13 protein-coding genes are annotated in these 17,787 nt (G+C 62.3%); 4 read left to right on the forward strand and 9 right to left on the reverse strand.

The window, feature by feature from the left end; all coding sequences use genetic code 11:
* Nucleotides 1–11: 11 nt before the first annotated feature.
* Genes ligD through J3P79_RS13720 form a run of 4 tightly spaced genes read right to left on the reverse strand, consistent with a single transcriptional unit; the run spans nt 12 to nt 6,152 of the window.
* A complete protein-coding gene (gene ligD, locus J3P79_RS13705; protein ID WP_434603250.1) occupies nt 12–2,624 on the reverse strand; it encodes a DNA ligase D in 2,613 nt (870 codons plus the stop codon).
* Nucleotides 2,621–3,784: a carboxylate-amine ligase gene (locus J3P79_RS13710; RefSeq protein ID WP_434603252.1), complete on the reverse strand. Its 1,164-nt coding sequence runs from the start codon at nt 3,782–3,784 to the stop codon at nt 2,621–2,623. The genes ligD and J3P79_RS13710 overlap by 4 nt, the downstream gene beginning before the upstream one ends.
* Nucleotides 3,756–4,757, reverse strand: coding sequence for a methyltransferase (locus tag J3P79_RS13715; protein WP_434603254.1), 1,002 nt, complete (start codon nt 4,755–4,757; stop codon nt 3,756–3,758). Before J3P79_RS13715 ends, J3P79_RS13710 begins: the two co-directional genes overlap by 29 nt.
* 9 nt (nt 4,758–4,766) lie before the next feature.
* Nucleotides 4,767–6,152: an iron-containing redox enzyme family protein gene (locus J3P79_RS13720; protein WP_434603256.1), complete on the reverse strand. Its 1,386-nt coding sequence runs from the start codon at nt 6,150–6,152 to the stop codon at nt 4,767–4,769.
* 195 nt (nt 6,153–6,347) lie between these two features.
* Here J3P79_RS13720 and J3P79_RS13725 point away from each other — a divergent pair, with 195 nt between their 5' ends.
* A complete protein-coding gene (locus J3P79_RS13725; protein ID WP_434603258.1) occupies nt 6,348–7,691 on the forward strand; it encodes a cation:proton antiporter in 1,344 nt (447 codons plus the stop codon).
* On the opposite strand, the gene J3P79_RS13730 is transcribed toward J3P79_RS13725, so the two are convergent.
* On the reverse strand, nt 7,688–8,224 hold the full coding sequence (locus tag J3P79_RS13730) for a hypothetical protein (protein ID WP_039588588.1): 537 nt from the start codon (nt 8,222–8,224) through the stop codon (nt 7,688–7,690). The two genes, J3P79_RS13725 and J3P79_RS13730, sit on opposite strands and share 4 nt — an antisense overlap.
* Before the next feature lie 141 nt (nt 8,225–8,365).
* Between J3P79_RS13730 and J3P79_RS13735 the strand changes: the two genes are divergently transcribed.
* Complete coding sequence (locus J3P79_RS13735; protein WP_039588589.1) at nt 8,366–8,602, forward strand: hypothetical protein; 237 nt, start codon at nt 8,366–8,368, stop codon at nt 8,600–8,602.
* An 8-nt stretch (nt 8,603–8,610) separates the two neighbouring features.
* On the opposite strand, the gene J3P79_RS13740 is transcribed toward J3P79_RS13735, so the two are convergent.
* The 3 genes from J3P79_RS13740 to J3P79_RS13750 all read right to left on the reverse strand — a co-directional run bounded on the left by J3P79_RS13740 (nt 8,611) and on the right by J3P79_RS13750 (nt 14,602).
* On the reverse strand, nt 8,611–10,545 hold the full coding sequence (locus J3P79_RS13740; protein ID WP_434603260.1) for a PAS domain S-box protein: 1,935 nt from the start codon (nt 10,543–10,545) through the stop codon (nt 8,611–8,613).
* A gap of 77 nt (nt 10,546–10,622) precedes the next feature.
* Nucleotides 10,623–12,953 (reverse strand): ATP-dependent DNA helicase, encoded by a 2,331-nt coding sequence (locus J3P79_RS13745; protein ID WP_434603262.1) that lies wholly within the window; start codon nt 12,951–12,953, stop codon nt 10,623–10,625.
* On the reverse strand, nt 12,950–14,602 hold the full coding sequence (locus tag J3P79_RS13750) for a VRR-NUC domain-containing protein (protein WP_434603264.1): 1,653 nt from the start codon (nt 14,600–14,602) through the stop codon (nt 12,950–12,952). Before J3P79_RS13750 ends, J3P79_RS13745 begins: the two co-directional genes overlap by 4 nt.
* Nucleotides 14,603–14,823: 221 nt before the next feature.
* On the opposite strand from J3P79_RS13750, the gene J3P79_RS13755 reads away from it, so the two are divergent.
* Complete coding sequence (locus J3P79_RS13755; protein ID WP_434603266.1) at nt 14,824–15,048, forward strand: YgdI/YgdR family lipoprotein; 225 nt, start codon at nt 14,824–14,826, stop codon at nt 15,046–15,048.
* A 72-nt stretch (nt 15,049–15,120) separates the two neighbouring features.
* Here the strand turns inward: J3P79_RS13755 and J3P79_RS13760 are convergent, their stop codons facing one another.
* A complete protein-coding gene (locus J3P79_RS13760) occupies nt 15,121–16,023 on the reverse strand; it encodes a LysR family transcriptional regulator (protein WP_434603268.1) in 903 nt (300 codons plus the stop codon).
* A 123-nt stretch (nt 16,024–16,146) separates the two neighbouring features.
* On the opposite strand from J3P79_RS13760, the gene J3P79_RS13765 reads away from it, so the two are divergent.
* Entirely contained in the window at nt 16,147–17,610 is a 1,464-nt protein-coding gene (locus tag J3P79_RS13765) for an MFS transporter (RefSeq protein WP_434611465.1), read from the forward strand.
* Nucleotides 17,611–17,787 lie beyond the last annotated feature (177 nt).

Consider the following 17,787-nt stretch of genomic DNA (forward strand, 5'->3'; position numbering starts at 1 on the left):
CGGCGAAAATACTATTTGCCGGTCTTCTTCATCCCAATCCGCCGCCGCATCTCTGCGGTGATGCTCTGGCGCGTCTTGCGCAAGTCCGCCCAAGGCTCATGCCCCACCTCCGCCAGACGCTCATGGACGTTGTGCACGTTCCACAGGTTCGCGCCCTTGAGCTCGGCCACTTCTTCGCGGTAGATCGGCACTGACACCGGCAACCCTTCGCGAGTGCGTGCGGCGTAGGCACAGATCGTAGTGGCGCCGAGACCATTGCGCAGGTAGTCGATGAAGATCCGCCCTACCCGGTTTTTTGGCCCTGAAACCGCCGAGAAGCGATCCGGCAACAGTTTGGCCATGTGGCTGACGATGGCATGGCTGAAGCCCTTCACCTCGTCCCAGCCCAACTTGCGGGTAATCGGCACGACGATGTGGATGCCCTTGCCGCCGCTGGTCTTGAGAAACGCCTTCAGGCCCAGCTCATCCAGCACCGACAGGGTCAATTGCGTGGCTTCCACCATGCTTTTCCACGGTAGCGCCGGGTCCGGGTCAAGATCGAGGACGAAGCGATCGGGCTTGTTCAGGTCGACTGAAGTGCCGTTCCAGGTGTGCAGCTCCACGGTGCTCATCTGTACCGCGCCGATCAGCGCCTCGGCGTTGTTGATGATCATCACCGGTTGCCCGGTCAAGTCCTTGTCCAGGCTGACGATGCCGGGAATGGCCAGGCGCTCGGGGTTCTTCTGGAAGAACAACTCCCCGGCGATACCGTCCGGCGCCCGAACCAGCGCCACCGGACGGTCGGCCAGCTCCGGCAGAATGAAATCGGCCACGCTGGCGTAGTACTCGGCCAATTGCATTTTTGTCGTGCCGCTGCTCGCGTCGATGATCCGATCCGGATGGGTGATGCGGACCTTGCCGTCCAAGGTTGGCGACTGCGTGGTCTTGGGCTTGGCTCGCGACTTTGGCTTGGCCGCCGCCGGTTTGGCATCGTCCTTGGCCGCGGTCTTTTTCACGGTCTTGGGCAGTTCCTGGGTGATCGCCTTGGCGGGCTTGTCGTTGCGCAAGCCATGGAACACCGCATGGCGTACCGAGCCTTCCTTGGTCATTTCGGCAAACGCCACTTCCGCCAGCAACTGCGGCTTGAGCCAATGCACGCCCTTGGCGTCGTAGCCGGTGGGCGGATTGACCACGGCGGCTTTTTTGGTTTCGAGGGGCAACAGTTGCTGGTAGATGCTCTTGAGCGTGGTTTCGTTGAATCCGGTGCCGACCTTGCCGGCATAGCGCAACTCGCCGCTGTCGACATCATGCAAACCCAGCAACAGGGCGCCGAACGCGCTGCGAGCGCCCTTCGGGTCGCTGTAGCCGACCACCACGAATTCCTGACGATTCTTGCACTTGAGCTTGATCCAATCGCTACTGCGTCGGGAGACATAGGCGCTGCCCTGGCGCTTGCCGATCAACCCTTCCATGCGCATCTGGCAAGCGCTGTTGAGCAGCGCTTCGGGGGTTTCTTCGAAGGAATCGGAGAAACGCAGCAGTGGGTCTTCATTGGGTTCAAGGACCGCGGCCAACGCGGCCCGGCGTTCTTCCACCGGCACTTTGCGCAGGTCCATACCGTTGAGGTACGGCAGGTCGAACAGGTAATAGGCGATCTTGCCGCTGCTGCCGACGTCGAAAGCGTTTTGCAGGGCCTGGAAATCCGGCACGCCTTGCTCATTGGCGACGACCATCTCGCCGTCGAGCCAGGCAGACTCCAACCCCAGCCCCGCCAGCGCCTCGGCCTGTTTCGGCAGTTTATGCGTCCAGTCATGGCCGTTGCGGGTGATCAAGCGCACGTCGCCATTGTCGATACGTGCCATGACCCGGTAGCCGTCAAACTTGATTTCATAGAGCCAGTCGCCATCGGGTGCGCTTTCCACCAGGGTCGCCAGTTCCGGCTTCAGGGTTTCAGGCAGCGGGCCGGCGACGGCGCCGCTGAGGGTTGTCTGTCCGGTTTTTTTCGTCGACTTCGGTTTGGCAGGTTCGTCCGGCTGCTTGACGGGTTTGGCTGCAGCCGCCTTGCCCCGGCGCTTGGGCACAATGGTGCGGTCGCTGAGCACGCTGTCGGGCTCGGCCTGCACCACGTCGTAGTCGCTTTCCGGGCGGGCAGCGTCGTCCTGATGCTTGATCAGGAACCATTGCTCCTGCTTGCCCGGCATATGGGTGCGCACCAGGTTCCATAGGCCCGCGAGCTTTTCCCCGCGCAATTCGAATTTGAGCCGGCCCTTTTCGTAGGCTTCGTGTACGTCACCCTGGGGAATCCACACGCCCCGGTCCCAGACGATGACGTCGCCGGCGCCGTAATGCCCCTCGGGAATACTGCCCTCGAAGGAGGCGTAATCGAGCGGATGATCTTCAACATGCACCGCCAGGCGCTTGACCTTCGGGTCCAGGGACGGTCCCTTGGGCACCGCCCAGCTTTTCAATGCGCCATCCAGTTCCAGGCGAAAATCGTAATGCAGCCGCGTGGCGTCGTGCTTCTGGATGCAGTACTGCAGCGCATGGGCGGTTTTCGCCGATTTGCGTGAACGCTTCGCCGCCGGCTCGGGAGTGGCGGCGAAGTCGCGCATGCGGTTGTAGTCGTCGAGGGTCTTGCTGGTCATGGGCCACCTGCCACTTGCGCGAGGGTCGGATCCGCGACGGGCATCCCGGCGGTTTCCGATAGCAGCTGGTCGACGACCCGGCCCAGTGCCTCGTCGGTCGTGTCGCCCAGCAGCAGCCCTTGTTCGTAGAGGAGCACTTGCCGATCGGCGCTGGTACCCTCCTGGATGATCCGGCGCGCTTGTTTGAACACGTCCTGCGCACCCAGCGCCGTTGCGGTGTCGCCGAAGGTCTGTTCAGCCAGGTTCAGCAACTCGCCAATCAGCATCGGTTGCTCCTGGCCCTCGACGATGAACTCGGCGAGGATGCCGTGGCGTTTGGCCCGGTAGCGGTTTTCCTTGAGGATCCAGTGGGACATCAAGCTGTAGTTGGCGCCCGCCTTGGGCTGGGCGATGGCGTGGGCAATCATCAGCCGGAATAGCGATACGAGGCACAGCACATCTTCAATCCGTGGGCAGGCATCACAGATGCGCAATTCCAGGGTCGGGTAACGCGACGAAGGCCGCACCACCCACCAGCAATCGCTGGGCTGGCGGATCGACCCGGTGCGCGTGAGCATGTTGACGTAACCGTCGAACGCCGCTTCGTCCTCGAAGAATTCGGGCACGCCCATGCGCGGCCACTCATCGCAGGCCACTTGCCGATAACTGCTGAAGCCGCTGTAGGCGCCATTCCAGAACGGCGAAGACGCACTCAGCGCCAACAGCATCGGCAGCCAGGGCAACACCTCATTCATCACCTTGACCCGGTCATGATCGCCCGGCACTTCTACGTGTACGTGCAGGCCCGACAGGACGCTGCGGCGCGCTACGCGCTGGTAATCGTCGAACAGTTGCTGGAAGTGCAACTCGTCGGTGGGCTGCAAGCCGACGGTCGCCATCGGATGGGATCCGGCGCTCAGCAATCCCAGGCCATGGGGCGCCAGGCGCTGGGTCAGGCCGGTACGCACTTTCGCCAGGTAATCGCCTGCTTCGGCCAGGCTGCGGAAAATGGGCGAAGCCATTTCTACCTGGCTCTGGAACATTTCATGGGCGAAATGCTTGCCCAACTCCTCCCGGCATGCCGCAACGGCCGCCGCGGACGGCTGGTCGGGCATGCGGCGGGTTTGCAGGTCGGTGATGAAATATTCCTCTTCAATGCCGAACTTCAGACGCCTGTTCATCGATGTTCCCTCCGATACCCGCACCCGTGCGGGTGACAACCAACGCCACCACGGCGATCCTTTCCACGTCCTGATAACCCGGTGTGAGCAGCTCCTCGCCAAACACGTCCGGGTCCAATTCCCTGTAGGTCCAGCCGAACTGCGGCGAATCGCGCCACGGGCCCAGGGCCTCCAGGAACGGGTCACGACCATCGACCATCGCCACGCCGGTATAAAGCACCAGCGAGCCGCCAGGCGTGAGCCGGGGCAACGCCTGTTCGACGATCCGCAGCGACAACCCGGCGCCCAGCGTTCCACCGCCATGGCGATAGGCGCGCTCGGCGGGGTCGGCCATGTACGGTGGATTGGCGACGATCAAGTCGAACTCGCCCTCGACGTCCCGGAGCACATCGCTGCGGGCGACCTCGACGTTGGCAACCTCGGCCAGCGCCGCGTTGACGGCACACAGGCGCAGCGCCAAGGGATTGATGTCGACGGCCAGCACCTGGGCCTCGCGTCGGGCACGGGCAATGACCATCGCCCCGACACCCGCGCCACAGCCGATGTCCACGGCGCGATGCACGGCGGTGAAGTTCTGTTGCAGATGGGTATGGATCAGATGCGCAAAACGGTAGCTGTCCGGGCCGAAGAACACCGCGTCATTGGCCTGGGTCGGGAATTGCGAGTGGGCAAACAGCATGCCGTCCAGGCTCGACCAACGCACGCGGCTGCGCAGCAGGCCATCGCGCTCTTCCAGCACTTCAGCCTCCTGCAATTGGCGCTGCTCGTCGGCGGAAATCAGGCCCGGCGCGAAAGGCCGCGACCAACCGAACACATCCCGCAGGGTCTTGGAGCGCTCGTTACCGGGGCGCTGATTGACCCGCTCGTGGGTCAGCGGCGTCGGGGTGATGAAACGGTAACCGTCGGCGTGCAGGCGGCGACCCAGTTGCAGCAGCGCCAGGTCGGGTTCGGACAGGCGATCTTCCTGATTCATGCAAAGCTCCTAGCGAAGGGCGGATTTGAGTTCGATGAACCGGCGGGTCGCCAGCAACCCGGCCGGATGGCTGTGGCAGCGGGCCGAGAGCCAGGGCCTCAGGATCTGCATCTGCTCGTCGGGCGCCTTGCCCCGCAGCGTTTGCTGCAGATTCTGCACGTCCGGATCCTGGGCCGGCGCCGGCGGTTCATGCGCCGCGCCATGGTTTCGTCGTGCGCCGGGGCGGCCACGCTGATCCAGCCAGTCGCCAGCAATCCAATCGTGCAGCAACTGTTTTTCATAAGGGCTGAAGACCCCGAACATGGCTGCGCCCGCGCCTTCGATCAGGGTCCAGAAACGGCTGTTCTGCGGATCTTCATGGCGTCGGATCCAGCCTTTGCCTTGCATGGCCTTGAGGAAACCTTCCAGTTGCCCCGGTTCCGCCAGCCACTGGTTGACGGTCTTACCTTCGAATTTGCAGTAGTCGGAATGCATGTGCTGGCCAAACGGGCGCTTGCGCTCGAGCATGTCCAGCACTTCGCGCTCAAGGTCGAACGACTCGATGATCGCCCGGCTGCCCTGCCCCAGGTCATTCAGCCGATAGCCGAGGGTGACGCGGTGCCAGAAGGCTTCGCGGTCGGCCTCCATCGGCATCAGTTGTTGCAACGCTTGCACGGCTTTGTGGGCGTGGCCGGTGCTGGCGTTGTCGATTGTCACGTGGAGGGTGAAGTAATACGGGTCGATGTCGAGTTCGCTCAGCTCATAGGCGCTGATCAGCAAATGCAGGGGCAGTTGTTCATAGCCCAGGTTGTAGCCGATGACCTCGGGCAGGTATTCGTCGCCGGCATAGCCCAACGCCAACTGAACCGCGCCTTGCAGGTAGCGTTCATCATCGATGTCAGGCATGTCCTGCAAGCCATGTTCAGCCAGGAGCTTGCGGTAGAGCACGACGTGATTCTGCGCGGGAACGCCATCCCCAAGCTCTTCCAGGTAGGTGCACAGCAGCCCTTCGAAGCGATGGTCATGCCAGTGCTTGAGCACGCCATACAACCAGGCGCCGTCCACGAGCTTGGTCGGGGCCACGGCCTGGATAAAATACAGGGCATGGGCCTTGGTCTGGAAAAACTCCCGGCAGCCGCCGTTTTTGCGTCGCTCCAGATAATCGGCATATTGCCGGGCCACGCCGGCGCTGTGCTGTTCTACCCAAGCCAGCAAGGCGCTGGGGTCGTCTGGCATCTCCTGGGGCAATGTGCTGGCTTGTTCAAGGCAAGGTTGCAGGAAGGCTTGGGCGGCCGCTTGTTTTTCGGCATCGTCGGTGCCCTGCAGCAGCTGTTCGTAAGATTGACGAATGCTGCCAGCGGTCGCGAATGGCTGCGCGGTGGCAGGCCTGGATTGGAGGGGTGTCAGCGCAGTCATAAAGGCCTCTTGGGTTCTTGGCTGGACGCTCGAATCGGCACGTCTCTTCCTTTGCAGAGCCTTGCGGACGGCAAAAAATTCCCCTGGATCGAAAAGCGCCCGGATAAACGGAAGCGCGCCGATACGCAGTGGAACCCTCGCTTCCCTATGGGTCTCGAACGTTAGACGAGGCGTTTCGTTACCCAAGGAGCAATCATGATCTTCACCGTGTGGGTAGCCGTGCTCGGCGCTGTCTTGCTGACCTTGGCCCTGACCTCCTCCTACCTGCGCTGGATGCCTGTCACCACCTCCGCGGTGTGCCTGGCGCTGGGCGTCGCCATCGGGCCGGCGGGGCTGGGGCTGCTAAAGCTCGACTTGGATGATTCTTCCGTGTGGATGGAGCACCTGACCGAGGTCGCCGTGGTGTTTTCGCTGTTCGTCAGCGGGCTCAAGCTGCGCCTGCCCCTAAAGAACCGTAGCTGGCGCGTGGCGTATGGGCTCGCCGGACCGGTGATGATCCTGACGATCGCCGGGCTTTGCCTGGTGCTGCACTATCTGTTTGGTCTCGGTTGGGGCCTGTCGATGCTGATCGGCGCGATACTGGCGCCGACCGACCCGGTGCTGGCGGCCCTGGTGCAGGTCAACGATGCCCGCGACGACGACCGGGTGCGGTTCGGCCTGTCCGGTGAAGCCGGACTCAACGACGGCACGGCATTCCCCTTCGTCATCCTTGGCTTGCTCATGCTCAACGAGGACGGCGGCGGCTTCCTGGGAGAGTGGGCATTGCGCGATGTCCTTTGGGCGGTGCCGGCGGGTTTACTGGTCGGCTATTGGCTGGGGCGCGGCATCGGCAGGCTTACCTTGTCGCTGCGCATCAAGAATGCAGACAGCACCTTATCTCCCAATGACTACCTGGCCCTGGCGCTGATCGCCTTGGCCTACGTCGCGGCGGAAGCGGTCCAAGGCTACGGTTTTCTGTCGGTTTTCGCCGCTGGCCTGGGGTTGCGCCAGGCGGAAGTGGAGTCCACCGACGAACACGCGCCCCCAGCCGAGCACTTGGTACAACCGGTGGTCGGCCACGAGACGGTCGAGCCCCACCAGGCGGTGCACGGCGACACCCAGGCCTTGGACGACGGTCAAGTGGCGGCAGGTGTGATGATGAGCGACATGCTGGCGTTCGGCAGCCTGGTGGAGCGCGCCATGGAAGTCTTCCTGGTCACATTGCTGGGCGTGGTCCTTGCAAGCCATTGGGATTGGCGAGCCTTGGTCGTTGGCGTGCTGCTGTTCGCCTTCATTCGTCCACTCAGTGTGCTGGCGATGCCTTGGGGACGGTTGCTGGACAACCCGCAACGCCTGCTGATCGGCTGGTTCGGCATCCGCGGGATCGGCAGTCTGTTCTATCTGTTCTATGCATTGAACCATGGCTTGCAACCTGGAATGGCGCAAGTGTGCGTCGACCTCTCGCTGTCCGTGGTGGCGCTGAGCATCCTGGTCCACGGCGTGACCACCCAACCCGTCCTGGCCTGGTATGAGCGCCGCAAAAACGACCCCGGCGCCTAGCCGCCCGGATCGCTCACTTGGATATACACCGAATAGACCCCCAAGAGCACCCAGAACGCCGCGAAGATCCAAGGTGTGCGCACCGAAAACAGGAGCGATTTACGGTAGCCCTTATGCGTCGACTCCTGCTCGCTGAACAGCGGGGACTCATCGTAGGCCAGGCCCATCAATGGCTCGCTGCGCAGCAATTCACTTTGCTTGAAGTGCCAGTGGTCGATGATCTCGTAAGCGGCGCGAATGCCCGGCCAGGCGTTGAGCGAACTCAGGAAGCCGAGCAGCGCCAAAAAGGGCGGCACGATCAGCGTAAAGAGCTTGCCCCATTCCGGGTTCAGGTTGGCCATGCACGAGGCAAACGCAATCACCAGGAAGGACTGGGCGGTCAGGTAGGCGTCGGTGCGATTGGCCAGGATGCTGGTTTCGTACTGGATTTCCCGACGATAGAAGTCCAGCCGCTCCTTGGGCGACCCGAACAGCTTGGCGTTGTGTTCGGTCAGGTCTTCTTCAGGGGTCTGGCGGGTCAGGATTCTGGGCATTGCGTGAATTGTCCCTCGGCTTGGTTGGGTGCATTTGGAAAGGATCACCACGAGGCAAGTTCAAGCCGATGGACCAAAGGTCAACGAAACGCTACGCGCTCACCGGGGTCTTTAAGGAATCGATGGCAAGAGGAAAAACGCGTGGATTATCTTGGATGGGTGCAATGGCCGGCGATGGCCGTCACGGTGCTGGCGGCCTGGTTGATCGGCTCGCGCCAGCCCCGTCGGCGAGTGGCGGGCTTCAGCTGTTTTATTCTCAGCAACATCTTGTGGGTCATCTGGGGCTTGCACACCGATGCCTATGCATTGATCGTCCTGCAGTTCTGCTTGTGCGCAATGAACCTGCGGGGCTTCAAGAAAAACACCCAAGGGTCCTGATCAGCGGTTTATTTCATCGTCTGTCCAATGATCTGCACCAAGTCGATCTGCTTGAACGGCTTGGTCAACCGTGGCAACTGCGTGGCAAACCCTTCCAGGCGCTCGGCGTAGCCGGTGGCGAGGATGATCGGCAGGGCCGGTTGGCGCTCACGCAGCAGTTTTGCCAGTTGCGCGCCATCCATCTGTGGCATGGCCATGTCAGTGATTACCAAATCAATGCCTTCATTGCGCTCGAACAACTCCAGCGCCTGGGCGCCCGACAACGCGCAATGGACCCGGTGCCCCAGGTCTTCGATCAATAGACGCGTGCTGGTCAGCACCAGGCTGTCGTCGTCCACCACCAGCACCGTCAGTGCTGGGACGTGTTCCCCGGCAGTCTCGATGACGGCCGGCTTGTCCCTGACCGAGTCATCGGCCACTGGCAACCAAAACTCGGCGCTGGTCCCGACGCCTTTTTCGCTCCTGAGAATCAGCCTGCCACCCAATTGCTCGGCCAGGCCATGCACCATGGACAGCCCCAGGCCTGTGCCCTTGCCGACGCCCTTGGTGGTGAAGAAAGGGTCCACCGCCGAGGCCAGCGTCGCCTCGTCCATGCCCTCGCCTTCATCGGTGATGGTCAGGCAAATGTAGCGCCCGGTGGCCAGTGGTTTGCTCGCCGCCGGAGCGTCGCTGCCTTGCCGTTCCTGCGCCTGAATCAATATCCGGCCGCCCTGGGGCATCGCGTCCCGCGCATTCGTCGCCAGGTTGAGGATCGCCAGTTCGAGCTGGTTGACGTCGGCCAGTACCGGCGACAACGCCTCGGCGAACTGGGTCTGGATGTGGATCGACGGGCCCATGGAGCTTTGCAGCAAACCACTGATGCCGTCGACCAGCACCGACAGTTCCACCGGCTCGGCGCTGAGCTTCTGCCGACGGGCAAACGCGAGCATGCGTTGGGTCAGCGACACGCCGCGCAGCGCGCCCTGTGTAGCGTTGTCCAGAAGCTGGGTGAGCTTGGGTTCGCTGGGGATACGCTTGCGCACGATCTCAAGGTTGCCGAGGATCACCGTCAGCAGATTGTTGAAATCATGGGCGATGCCACCGGTGAGCTGGCCGATGGCATGCAGTTTCTGGGATTGGAACAGCGCCTCGCGCGCCTGTTCAAGGGCCTGTTGCGCCTGGGTGGCATCGGTGATGTCCCTGGTTATCTTGGCAAATCCAAGCAACGTACCGGTATCACTGCGAATCGCGTCGATCACCACGTGGGCCATGAATCGCGTGCCGTCCTTGCGCACGCGCCAGCCCTTCTTTTCGAAACGCCCCTCAGTGGCGGCTATGCGCAGGGCGCGCTGTGGCTCGCCGGCTTCGCGGTCCTCAGGGGTATAGAACATTGAAAAATGCTGGCCGATGGCTTGTGCCGGCAGATAACCCTTGATGCGCTGGGCTCCCTGGTTCCAGTTGGTCACCTGCCCATCGGGATCGAGCATGTAGATGGCGTAGTCGGTGACGCTTTGCACCAGCAGGCGAAATTGCTGTTCGCTTTGCTTGAGGGTTTCCTCGGCCATCTTGCGATCGGTCAGGTCACGGGTGATCTTGGCAAAACCGAGCAGCTCGCCACTCTGGGCGTCGATGATCGGATCGATGACCACATGGGACCAGAACAGCGTGCCGTCCTTGCGCACTCGCCACCCTTCGCCTTCGAAGCGCCCTTCGCGCACGGCCGTGTCCAGCGCCCGTTGGGGCAGGCCGGCGGCACGGTCCTGATCGGTGTAGAAACGGGAAAAATGCTGGCCCAGGATCTCCGACTCTTCATAACCCTTGAAGCGCCGCGCCCCCGAATTCCAACTGGTGATGATGCCCGACGGATCGGTCATGTAGATGGCGTAGTCGACCACCGCGTCGATCAGCAAGCGAAAGCGCTGTTCTTCATCGATACGGGTGGTCTTGGGGTTCTTCTCAAGCATGTGGCCGAGGCATCCATGGGAATTTGGGTGGAGTATGGAACAACTGCCGCGCCAGGAAAAACCTGATTTTCGTAGGGCTATAAGTCGCTTTGCGAACCATGGAGGAACCCAGCAGGTTCGCAGGGGGATCCAAGCGCCTCTTGCTTGATCGACCACCACCGCGGCAGCAATCGCTGCACCTTGGCCTCGCCAAAACGATCGTCGATCAGCATCACCACCCCGCGATCCTGCTGGGTGCGGATGACGCGGCCGGCGGCCTGCACGACCTTTTGCAGGCCCGGATACAGATAGGTGTAGTCGTAGCCGTCACCAAAGATCGCCGCCATGCGCTGCTTTATCTGTTCATTGACCGGGTTGAATTGCGCGAGGCCCAGGGTGGCGATGAAGGCGCCGATCAGTCGCGAGCCCGGCAGATCGATGCCTTCGCCGAACGCCCCGCCCAGCACGGCGAAACCGATACCCTGGCTGTGCTCCATGAACCGATCGAGAAAAGCCTGTCGAGGCGCCTCGCCCATGCCGCGCGATTGCGTCCAGGTCGCAACGTGGGGATGCCGCTCTTCGAACAACCCGGCCACCTGTTGCAGATAATCGAAACTGCTGAAGAACGCCAGGTAATTGCCGGGGCGCTCGTCGAACTGGCGGGCCATCAACGCAACGATCGGCTCGAGGGACGCCTGGCGGCGAGCGAATCGGGTGGAAATCCGGCTGACCACCTGCACGTCCAATTGTTGGGCCTGGAACGGTGATTCGACATCGATCCACACCGTGTCCGTCGGTGCCCCCAGCAGATCAGCGTAGTACCGCCGAGGGCTCAAGGTCGCGGAAAACAGCACGCTGGCGCGTGACGCCGTGAACCGGGGCCGCAGGAAACCGGCCGGGACCACGTTGCGCAGGCACAGCGTAGACAGGCTGCGCTGGCGACCGACGTCGCGCTTATGGATATCGAACAGGAAGTGCTCGTCGAATGACTCCGCCACGCGCCCGAACTGCAAGATGTCGAAATAGAACGCCTGCAGGCCGCTGTCCAGGCCTTGGGGATGGTCGTTGAGGTAATCGCCCATCGCCGTGGCGCAGGATCCCAGCGCCAAGAGCAGCTTTTGCGGGGGTTTGTCATAAGCCTGGTAGTCGGCGATCTGCGGCCCGTGCAGGGCATTCCATTGGCGATTGACCTTTTGCAGCGGTTTCTTCAGCGCCTCGGGTGCGCTCTTGAGGACGGCCGCCAAGTTGGCCTGGTCCAGAGTCGAGCTGTACATCTGCCGCCCCCGCTCCACCAGGTTGTGGGCTTCGTCCACCAGGGTCGCGACCGTCCAGCCGTTGGCCTGGGCAAGGCCGAAGAGCAAGGCGCTGAAGTCGAAATAATAGTTGTAGTCCGCTACCACCACGTCGGCCCAGCGGGCCATTTCCTGGCTCAGGTAATACGGGCAGACATCATGCTCCAGCGCGATGCCACGCAACGCGGCTTGATCGAGCAGCGTGACCTGGCTCGCCGCAGCCCGAGCCTGCGGCAGGCGGTCATAGAAACCTCGGGCCAGCGGGCAGGATTCACCATGGCAGGCTTTGTCCGGATGTTCGCAGGCCTTGTCCCGCGCAATCATCTCCAGCACCCGCAGCGGCATTGCGGGCGCGCTGTCGGTGAGCAGCCGGGCGGCGTCCAACGCCAGTTTGCGCCCCGGGGTTTTCGCAGTGAGGAAAAAAACCTTGTCCAGGCGCTGCGGCGCCAAGGCCTTGAGCATCGGGAACAGCGTGCCGACAGTCTTGCCGATACCCGTCGGCGCCTGGGCCATCAGGCAACGACCGGTGCTGACGGCCTTGAACACCGATTCAGCCATATGACGTTGCCCGGGCCTGAAGCCCGCGTGGGGGAAAGCCAGGGCCTGGGCGCCCTGGTTGCGGGCCTGGCGGTGGCGCATTTCCTGCTCCGCCCAGGCCAGGAACCGTGCACACTGCTGCTCGAAGAACGCCTGGAGTTGCGACGCTTCGAACGTTTGGTCCAGGCAGGTTTCCCTCTCGCTGACGATGTCGAAATAGACCAGGGCAACGTCAATGCGCGGCAGCTGCAATTTCTGGCACATCAGCCAGCCGTAGATCTTTGCCTGGGCCCAGTGCAACTGACGATGGTTGTCCGGCTGTTTGCTCAGGTCGCCACGGTAGGTCTTAACTTCTTCGAGACGATTGCGCGCAGGGTCGTAGCCGTCTGCCCGGCCCTTGACTCTCAGGCTATGGTAGTCGCCTTGCAGGCTGACCTCGGCTTGATAACCCTCGCTGCGCCGCGCTGCCACGGTCCGGTGGCCGACAATTCCCTCCAGCGCCGTGGGCGATGGCGTAAAGCGCAAATCGAGGTCGCCGGCCTTGGCGGTGAACTCACAGAGCGCGCGGACAGCAATGCTGTAGCCCGGCACCTCGGTCATGCGCCCTGCTCCGCCCATTGCACGTAACAGACGGCGACCGGCATCTGGTGTTCATGGCAGAAGTCCAGCCAGCGCAGTTGATTGTCCTGCAGGCGATCGCCAGGACCTTTGACTTCGATCATGCGGTAGGTCTTGTGCTGCGGCCAGAACTGGATCAGGTCCGGCATGCCGGCGCGGTTGGCCTTGATGTCCAATAGCAGGCGACTGAACCAGTGCTTGAGGTGCTCCGCCGGCAAACAGTCGAGCGCCTGGTCCAGGAGCGCTTCGGACAGCGCCCCCCAAAACACGAAAGGTGATTGAACCCCGTATTTTTCCACGTAGCGACGGCGGATGGTCCCGCGGTAGCGACCGTCATCCAGTTCCGCGAAACACGCCGCGAACAGCTCGGCGCGCCGCTCACGAAAGTCTTCGTTGAGCAGGTCCACCGGACCGCGTTGGAAGGGGTGGAAAAACGACCCCGGCAAAGGCGCAAAAATCGCCGGCCAGCACAGCAGGCCGAACAGCGAATTGACCAGGCTGTTCTCGACGTAATGCACCGGGGCGTCGTCGTCATGCAAATGGGCCTGGACGCAATATTCCACCGACGATGCCGGATCGACCCGGGGCAAGTGCAAGTCCAGCCGCTCGACTTCCCGCGCAATCGGACGCGGCACGGGTGGCCCGCCCAGTTTGCGCCGCAGCCGCGGCACGATCCGCAGCAACGCTTGGCGTTCAGCGGCGCTTTGTGGCGATTGCGCGGCGGCTTCGCCCAGCTCCAAGGCCAAGGCATGTTCACCGATGCGCTCCAGCACTCGGATCATCCGCAACCGTGCGCCGGGATAACTGCAATCGCGATAGACGCACAGGGCCGAGGCGAATTCACCGATACGCTCAGCGTGCTGGCCGATCTGGAACAACAACTTGCCCCGGCGTCGCTCCAGCCAAGGGTTATCCAGTTCCAGCGTATTGATCCGGGCAACGATCGTTTCGAGCGCTTCGCCGGCCTCGAAACATTGCTGGCACTCATGCAGGAAAAGACAGGCGTCGATGTCCTGGCGGTTGCGCAGTCCCCGGGACTCGGCGCTGAACTCAACCGTTTCGTAGGAAAAAATGCCCAGGTCCGCCAGCACGAATTCCGACCAGTCCTGGTAGAGATTGCCGAAAAACATCAAGCGCAAGCGGTCGCACAACGCCATGACCGTAAGACTGAACAGCCGATCCTCCAACTGAGGGCACCAGACCCCAAAGGGCTGGGGCTGGTTGAAACGTTCGCACAGCGCCAACAGCCAGTCAGCCTTCTTCGCCTTGGGCTGCTCGATCGCATGGCCCAGGCAGAGCAGGATTTCAGGCTTGAGCAACACTTCGAACAGCTCCGTCAGGCTCAACTCAGCCTGCTCCTGCACCCAGCCCAATACGATCAACGGTTGCACCGCAGCGCCGATGTCGCCGATTTCGTGATAACGCAGTTTGCCGAGGCGAAAATGCAGCCCCTTGCGCATCACCATCCGCACCAGCAGGCCTTGGGACGGACGCGGTAATTCGGCAAAAGCCTCGATGAAGCGCTGCTCGTCGATGCTGAGCACACCGGCGTAGCGTTGTGCCAGCCAGGCAAGCACCCGCTGGAAATTGTTCAGGTAATAAAAAGGATCGTCGAGGGGGTTGGTTGTCACGGGAGAAGCGCCACGGTGCTTTGAAGTACTGGTTATGCGTACAGATATCAGCTAGCCGCGGTCCAGGCAACTGCAAAAGATGAGCGGTCTCCTATATTTAAAGGAGAATTCCTTCAGGCGGCGATGAACTTTCCTACAACAAGCGGGACAAATGGCGGTTAACTCAGTGATGGCCCGGTCGAATCAACTGGGCGTCATCCCTTTGCATAGAGGTTATGGATATGAACATCAGGTTTCCGGGCCTGCCCTTGGTCGCGGTGGCATTTCTCGCACTGGCCGGCTGCGCATCACCGACCGTCGTGACCTTGCAGAACGGCACCCAGTATTTGACCGAGGACACCCCCAATACCCGCACTGCGGATGGCTTCTACGAGTTCGAAGACATCTCGGGCAGGAAGGTCCGGGTTCGTGCCGATGAGGTCGGGACGATACGCAAGGAAGACTGATCGAAAGCCGAGCCCTCTGTCCCGGAGGGCCTCACGCCCCTTCCATGTCCGGAGGTCGCGTGGCAGCCCCCGCTATATCCCCTTTTCTCCCGCGCATACTTCTCGCAAGCAACCCCTGAGCCAGCGGTGCACGGGGTCGGCGTCCATTCGCGGGTGCCAGAGCATCGCGACAGTGAACTCAGGAACCACGACCGGCAGCGGGAAACTGTGCATGCCAAGGCGCAAGCGCGTGGTGTAGCGTTCCGGCACGCTGGCGATCAGGTCGCTGGACCGGGCGAGCCCCAGGGCAGTCGAAAAGCCCGGTACGCAAGTCACGATTTCCCGGGATAGCTCCAAGGTGCTCAACGCCTCATCGATCGGGCCTTGCTCGAGGCCGCGCAGGGAGACACCGACGTGCCGGCCGGCCGCGTAATCATCAACGCTCACCTTGTTCCGGCTCAGCGGATGCCCTGCCCGGACCACGCCGATGATGCGATCGACAAACAACGCCTGGGTGCGCAGTTCGGGGCGCGTGTCCTCATCGACGACCGCCGTCTCCAGGTCAACGCTGCCTTCGCGCAGCGCCGTGCTGTCCCGGTCGGTCTTTTCGACAAAACGCAGCCGCACGCCCGGGGCCTGCTCGCCAATGTGGTTGATCAGGTCGACGGCGAAGTTCTCCACGAACCCTTGCCGAGTGCGCAAGGTGAACGTTCGGTTGATCCGTTGCAGGTCCGGGGCCCGCACGGGGCGCAGGGCCGCCTGGGCGTCCTGGACCAGTTGGCTGACCTGCTCGCGCAACTCCATGGCCCGGGGCGTGGGAACCAGTCCGCGCCCTGCCCGCACCAACAGTGGATCCCCCGTAGCCTCGCGCAACCGCGCCAGGGCCCGGCTCATGGCCGAGGCGCTGAGGCGCAGCCGCCGGGCCGCACCGGCGACGCTGCCTTCAGACAGCAACGCGTCCAGGGTGACGAGTAAATTCAGATCGATCGCGGACATTGACGAGCCCTTGGCTGAGATAGATGGCGTCTGGTGCAGCTATAACCTGCAACTCATGCGTCTTCCGCCATGTTAAGCCTGGACGTAACGTTGTGACAGTACGTCAAACACAACGGGGACATGATGAAGCCAGCCAATGCAGAACAACGCTTGCCACCGATCGCGGTGCCACAGTCACGCATTCCAGTGCGCTGGGCCTTGGCCAGCCTCGCACTGTCGACACTCCTGGCGTCATTGGGCGCCAGCGTAGCCACCGTCGGCCTGCCGGTGCTGGCCGAGGCTTTCGGAGCCTCTTTCGCGCAAGTCCAATGGGTCGTGCTGGCCTACCTGTTGGCAATCACCACACTGATAGTCAGCCTGGGCAGGCTCGGCGACCTTGTAGGCCGACGCAGGCTGTTGCTCGCGGGCATTGCGCTGTTCACCCTCGCGTCAGCGCTGTGCGGCCTGGCACCGTCATTGTCGTGGTTGATCGCGGCCAGGGCCGTGCAAGGCCTGGGAGCGGCGATCATGATGACACTGACGTTGGCTCTGGTCGGCGAGACGGTGGAAAAAACCAGGACCGGCAGCGCCATGGGGTTGCTCGCCACGCTGTCGGCGGTGGGCACCGCGCTGGGCCCGTCCCTGGGTGGCCTGTTGATTACAGGTTTTGGTTGGCACGCGCTGTTCCTGATCAACGTCCCCCTGGGCCTGCTGACGCTGCTGCTGGCTTGGCGCTTCCTGCCCACGGGACACCGACCTCGGACGGCCGGGCGCTTGCGCTTCGACGGCTTGGGCACGCTGCTGCTGACCGCAACGCTGGGGACCTACGCGCTGGCGATGACCCTTGGACGCGCAAGCTTCGGCGGGTTGAACATCGGGCTGTTATCCGCGGCGATTATCTGTGGCGGCCTGTTCATTCAGGTCCAACGTCGGCTGGAGTCGCCACTGATCCCCTTGGCAATGTTCCGCGATCGTCTTCTGGTGTCGGGCCTGGCGTCCAGCACATTGGTCGGGGCGGTCATGATGGCGACTTTGCTGGTCGGTCCGTTCTACCTGTCCATCACCCTCGGACTGGCCCCGGCAATCGTGGGGCTGGCCCTGGCGGCAGGCCCCTGCGTGGCCGCGCTCGCCGGTGTGCCCGCCGGACGCCTGGCTGACCGATTCGGAGTACGTCCCATGCGGCTTGCAGGGCTGACGACAATGATCCTCGGTACCCTGCTCTTGTCCCTGGTTTCCCCCGCCCTCGGCATCGCGGGCTATGTTTTTTCCATCGCCATAACCACCCTTGGCTATGCGCTGTTTCAACCAGCAAACAACGCCGCAGTCATGGCGCCGGTCTCTGATAACAACCGCGGCGTCGTTGCCGGTCTGCTTAATCTATCGCGCAATCTCGGCTTCTTTACTGGCGCATCGGTGCTCGGCGCGGTTTTCGCCACCCAGTTGCCGACGAACGGTATCGCCGCGGCAAGCCCAAAGGATGTGACAAACGGCTTGCATCTCACCTTTGCCGCCGCCCTTCTATTGACCGCGCTTGCATGGCTAATTGCCGCTGGATTACCCGTGCCAGAGGGGTTTCTACAGAACGAGGACAACGCCGGCAAACAATGATGGCGTTCTGAACATTTATGGTTAGGTCATGATGCAGATCAAAAAAACTGAACCAATCGCCAAACGGACTGAAAAAATCCACGTGGCGTTCATTTTCCGGTGCTATTTTTAGTTCTCACTGGTAGAGCCATGAGGGCTCTTCCTTCCTGATATGAGCAAAAGGAAGCGCTTGATGAA

The organism is Pseudomonas sp. R1-7, assembly GCF_051132105.1.
Taxonomy (GTDB): domain Bacteria; phylum Pseudomonadota; class Gammaproteobacteria; order Pseudomonadales; family Pseudomonadaceae; genus Aquipseudomonas.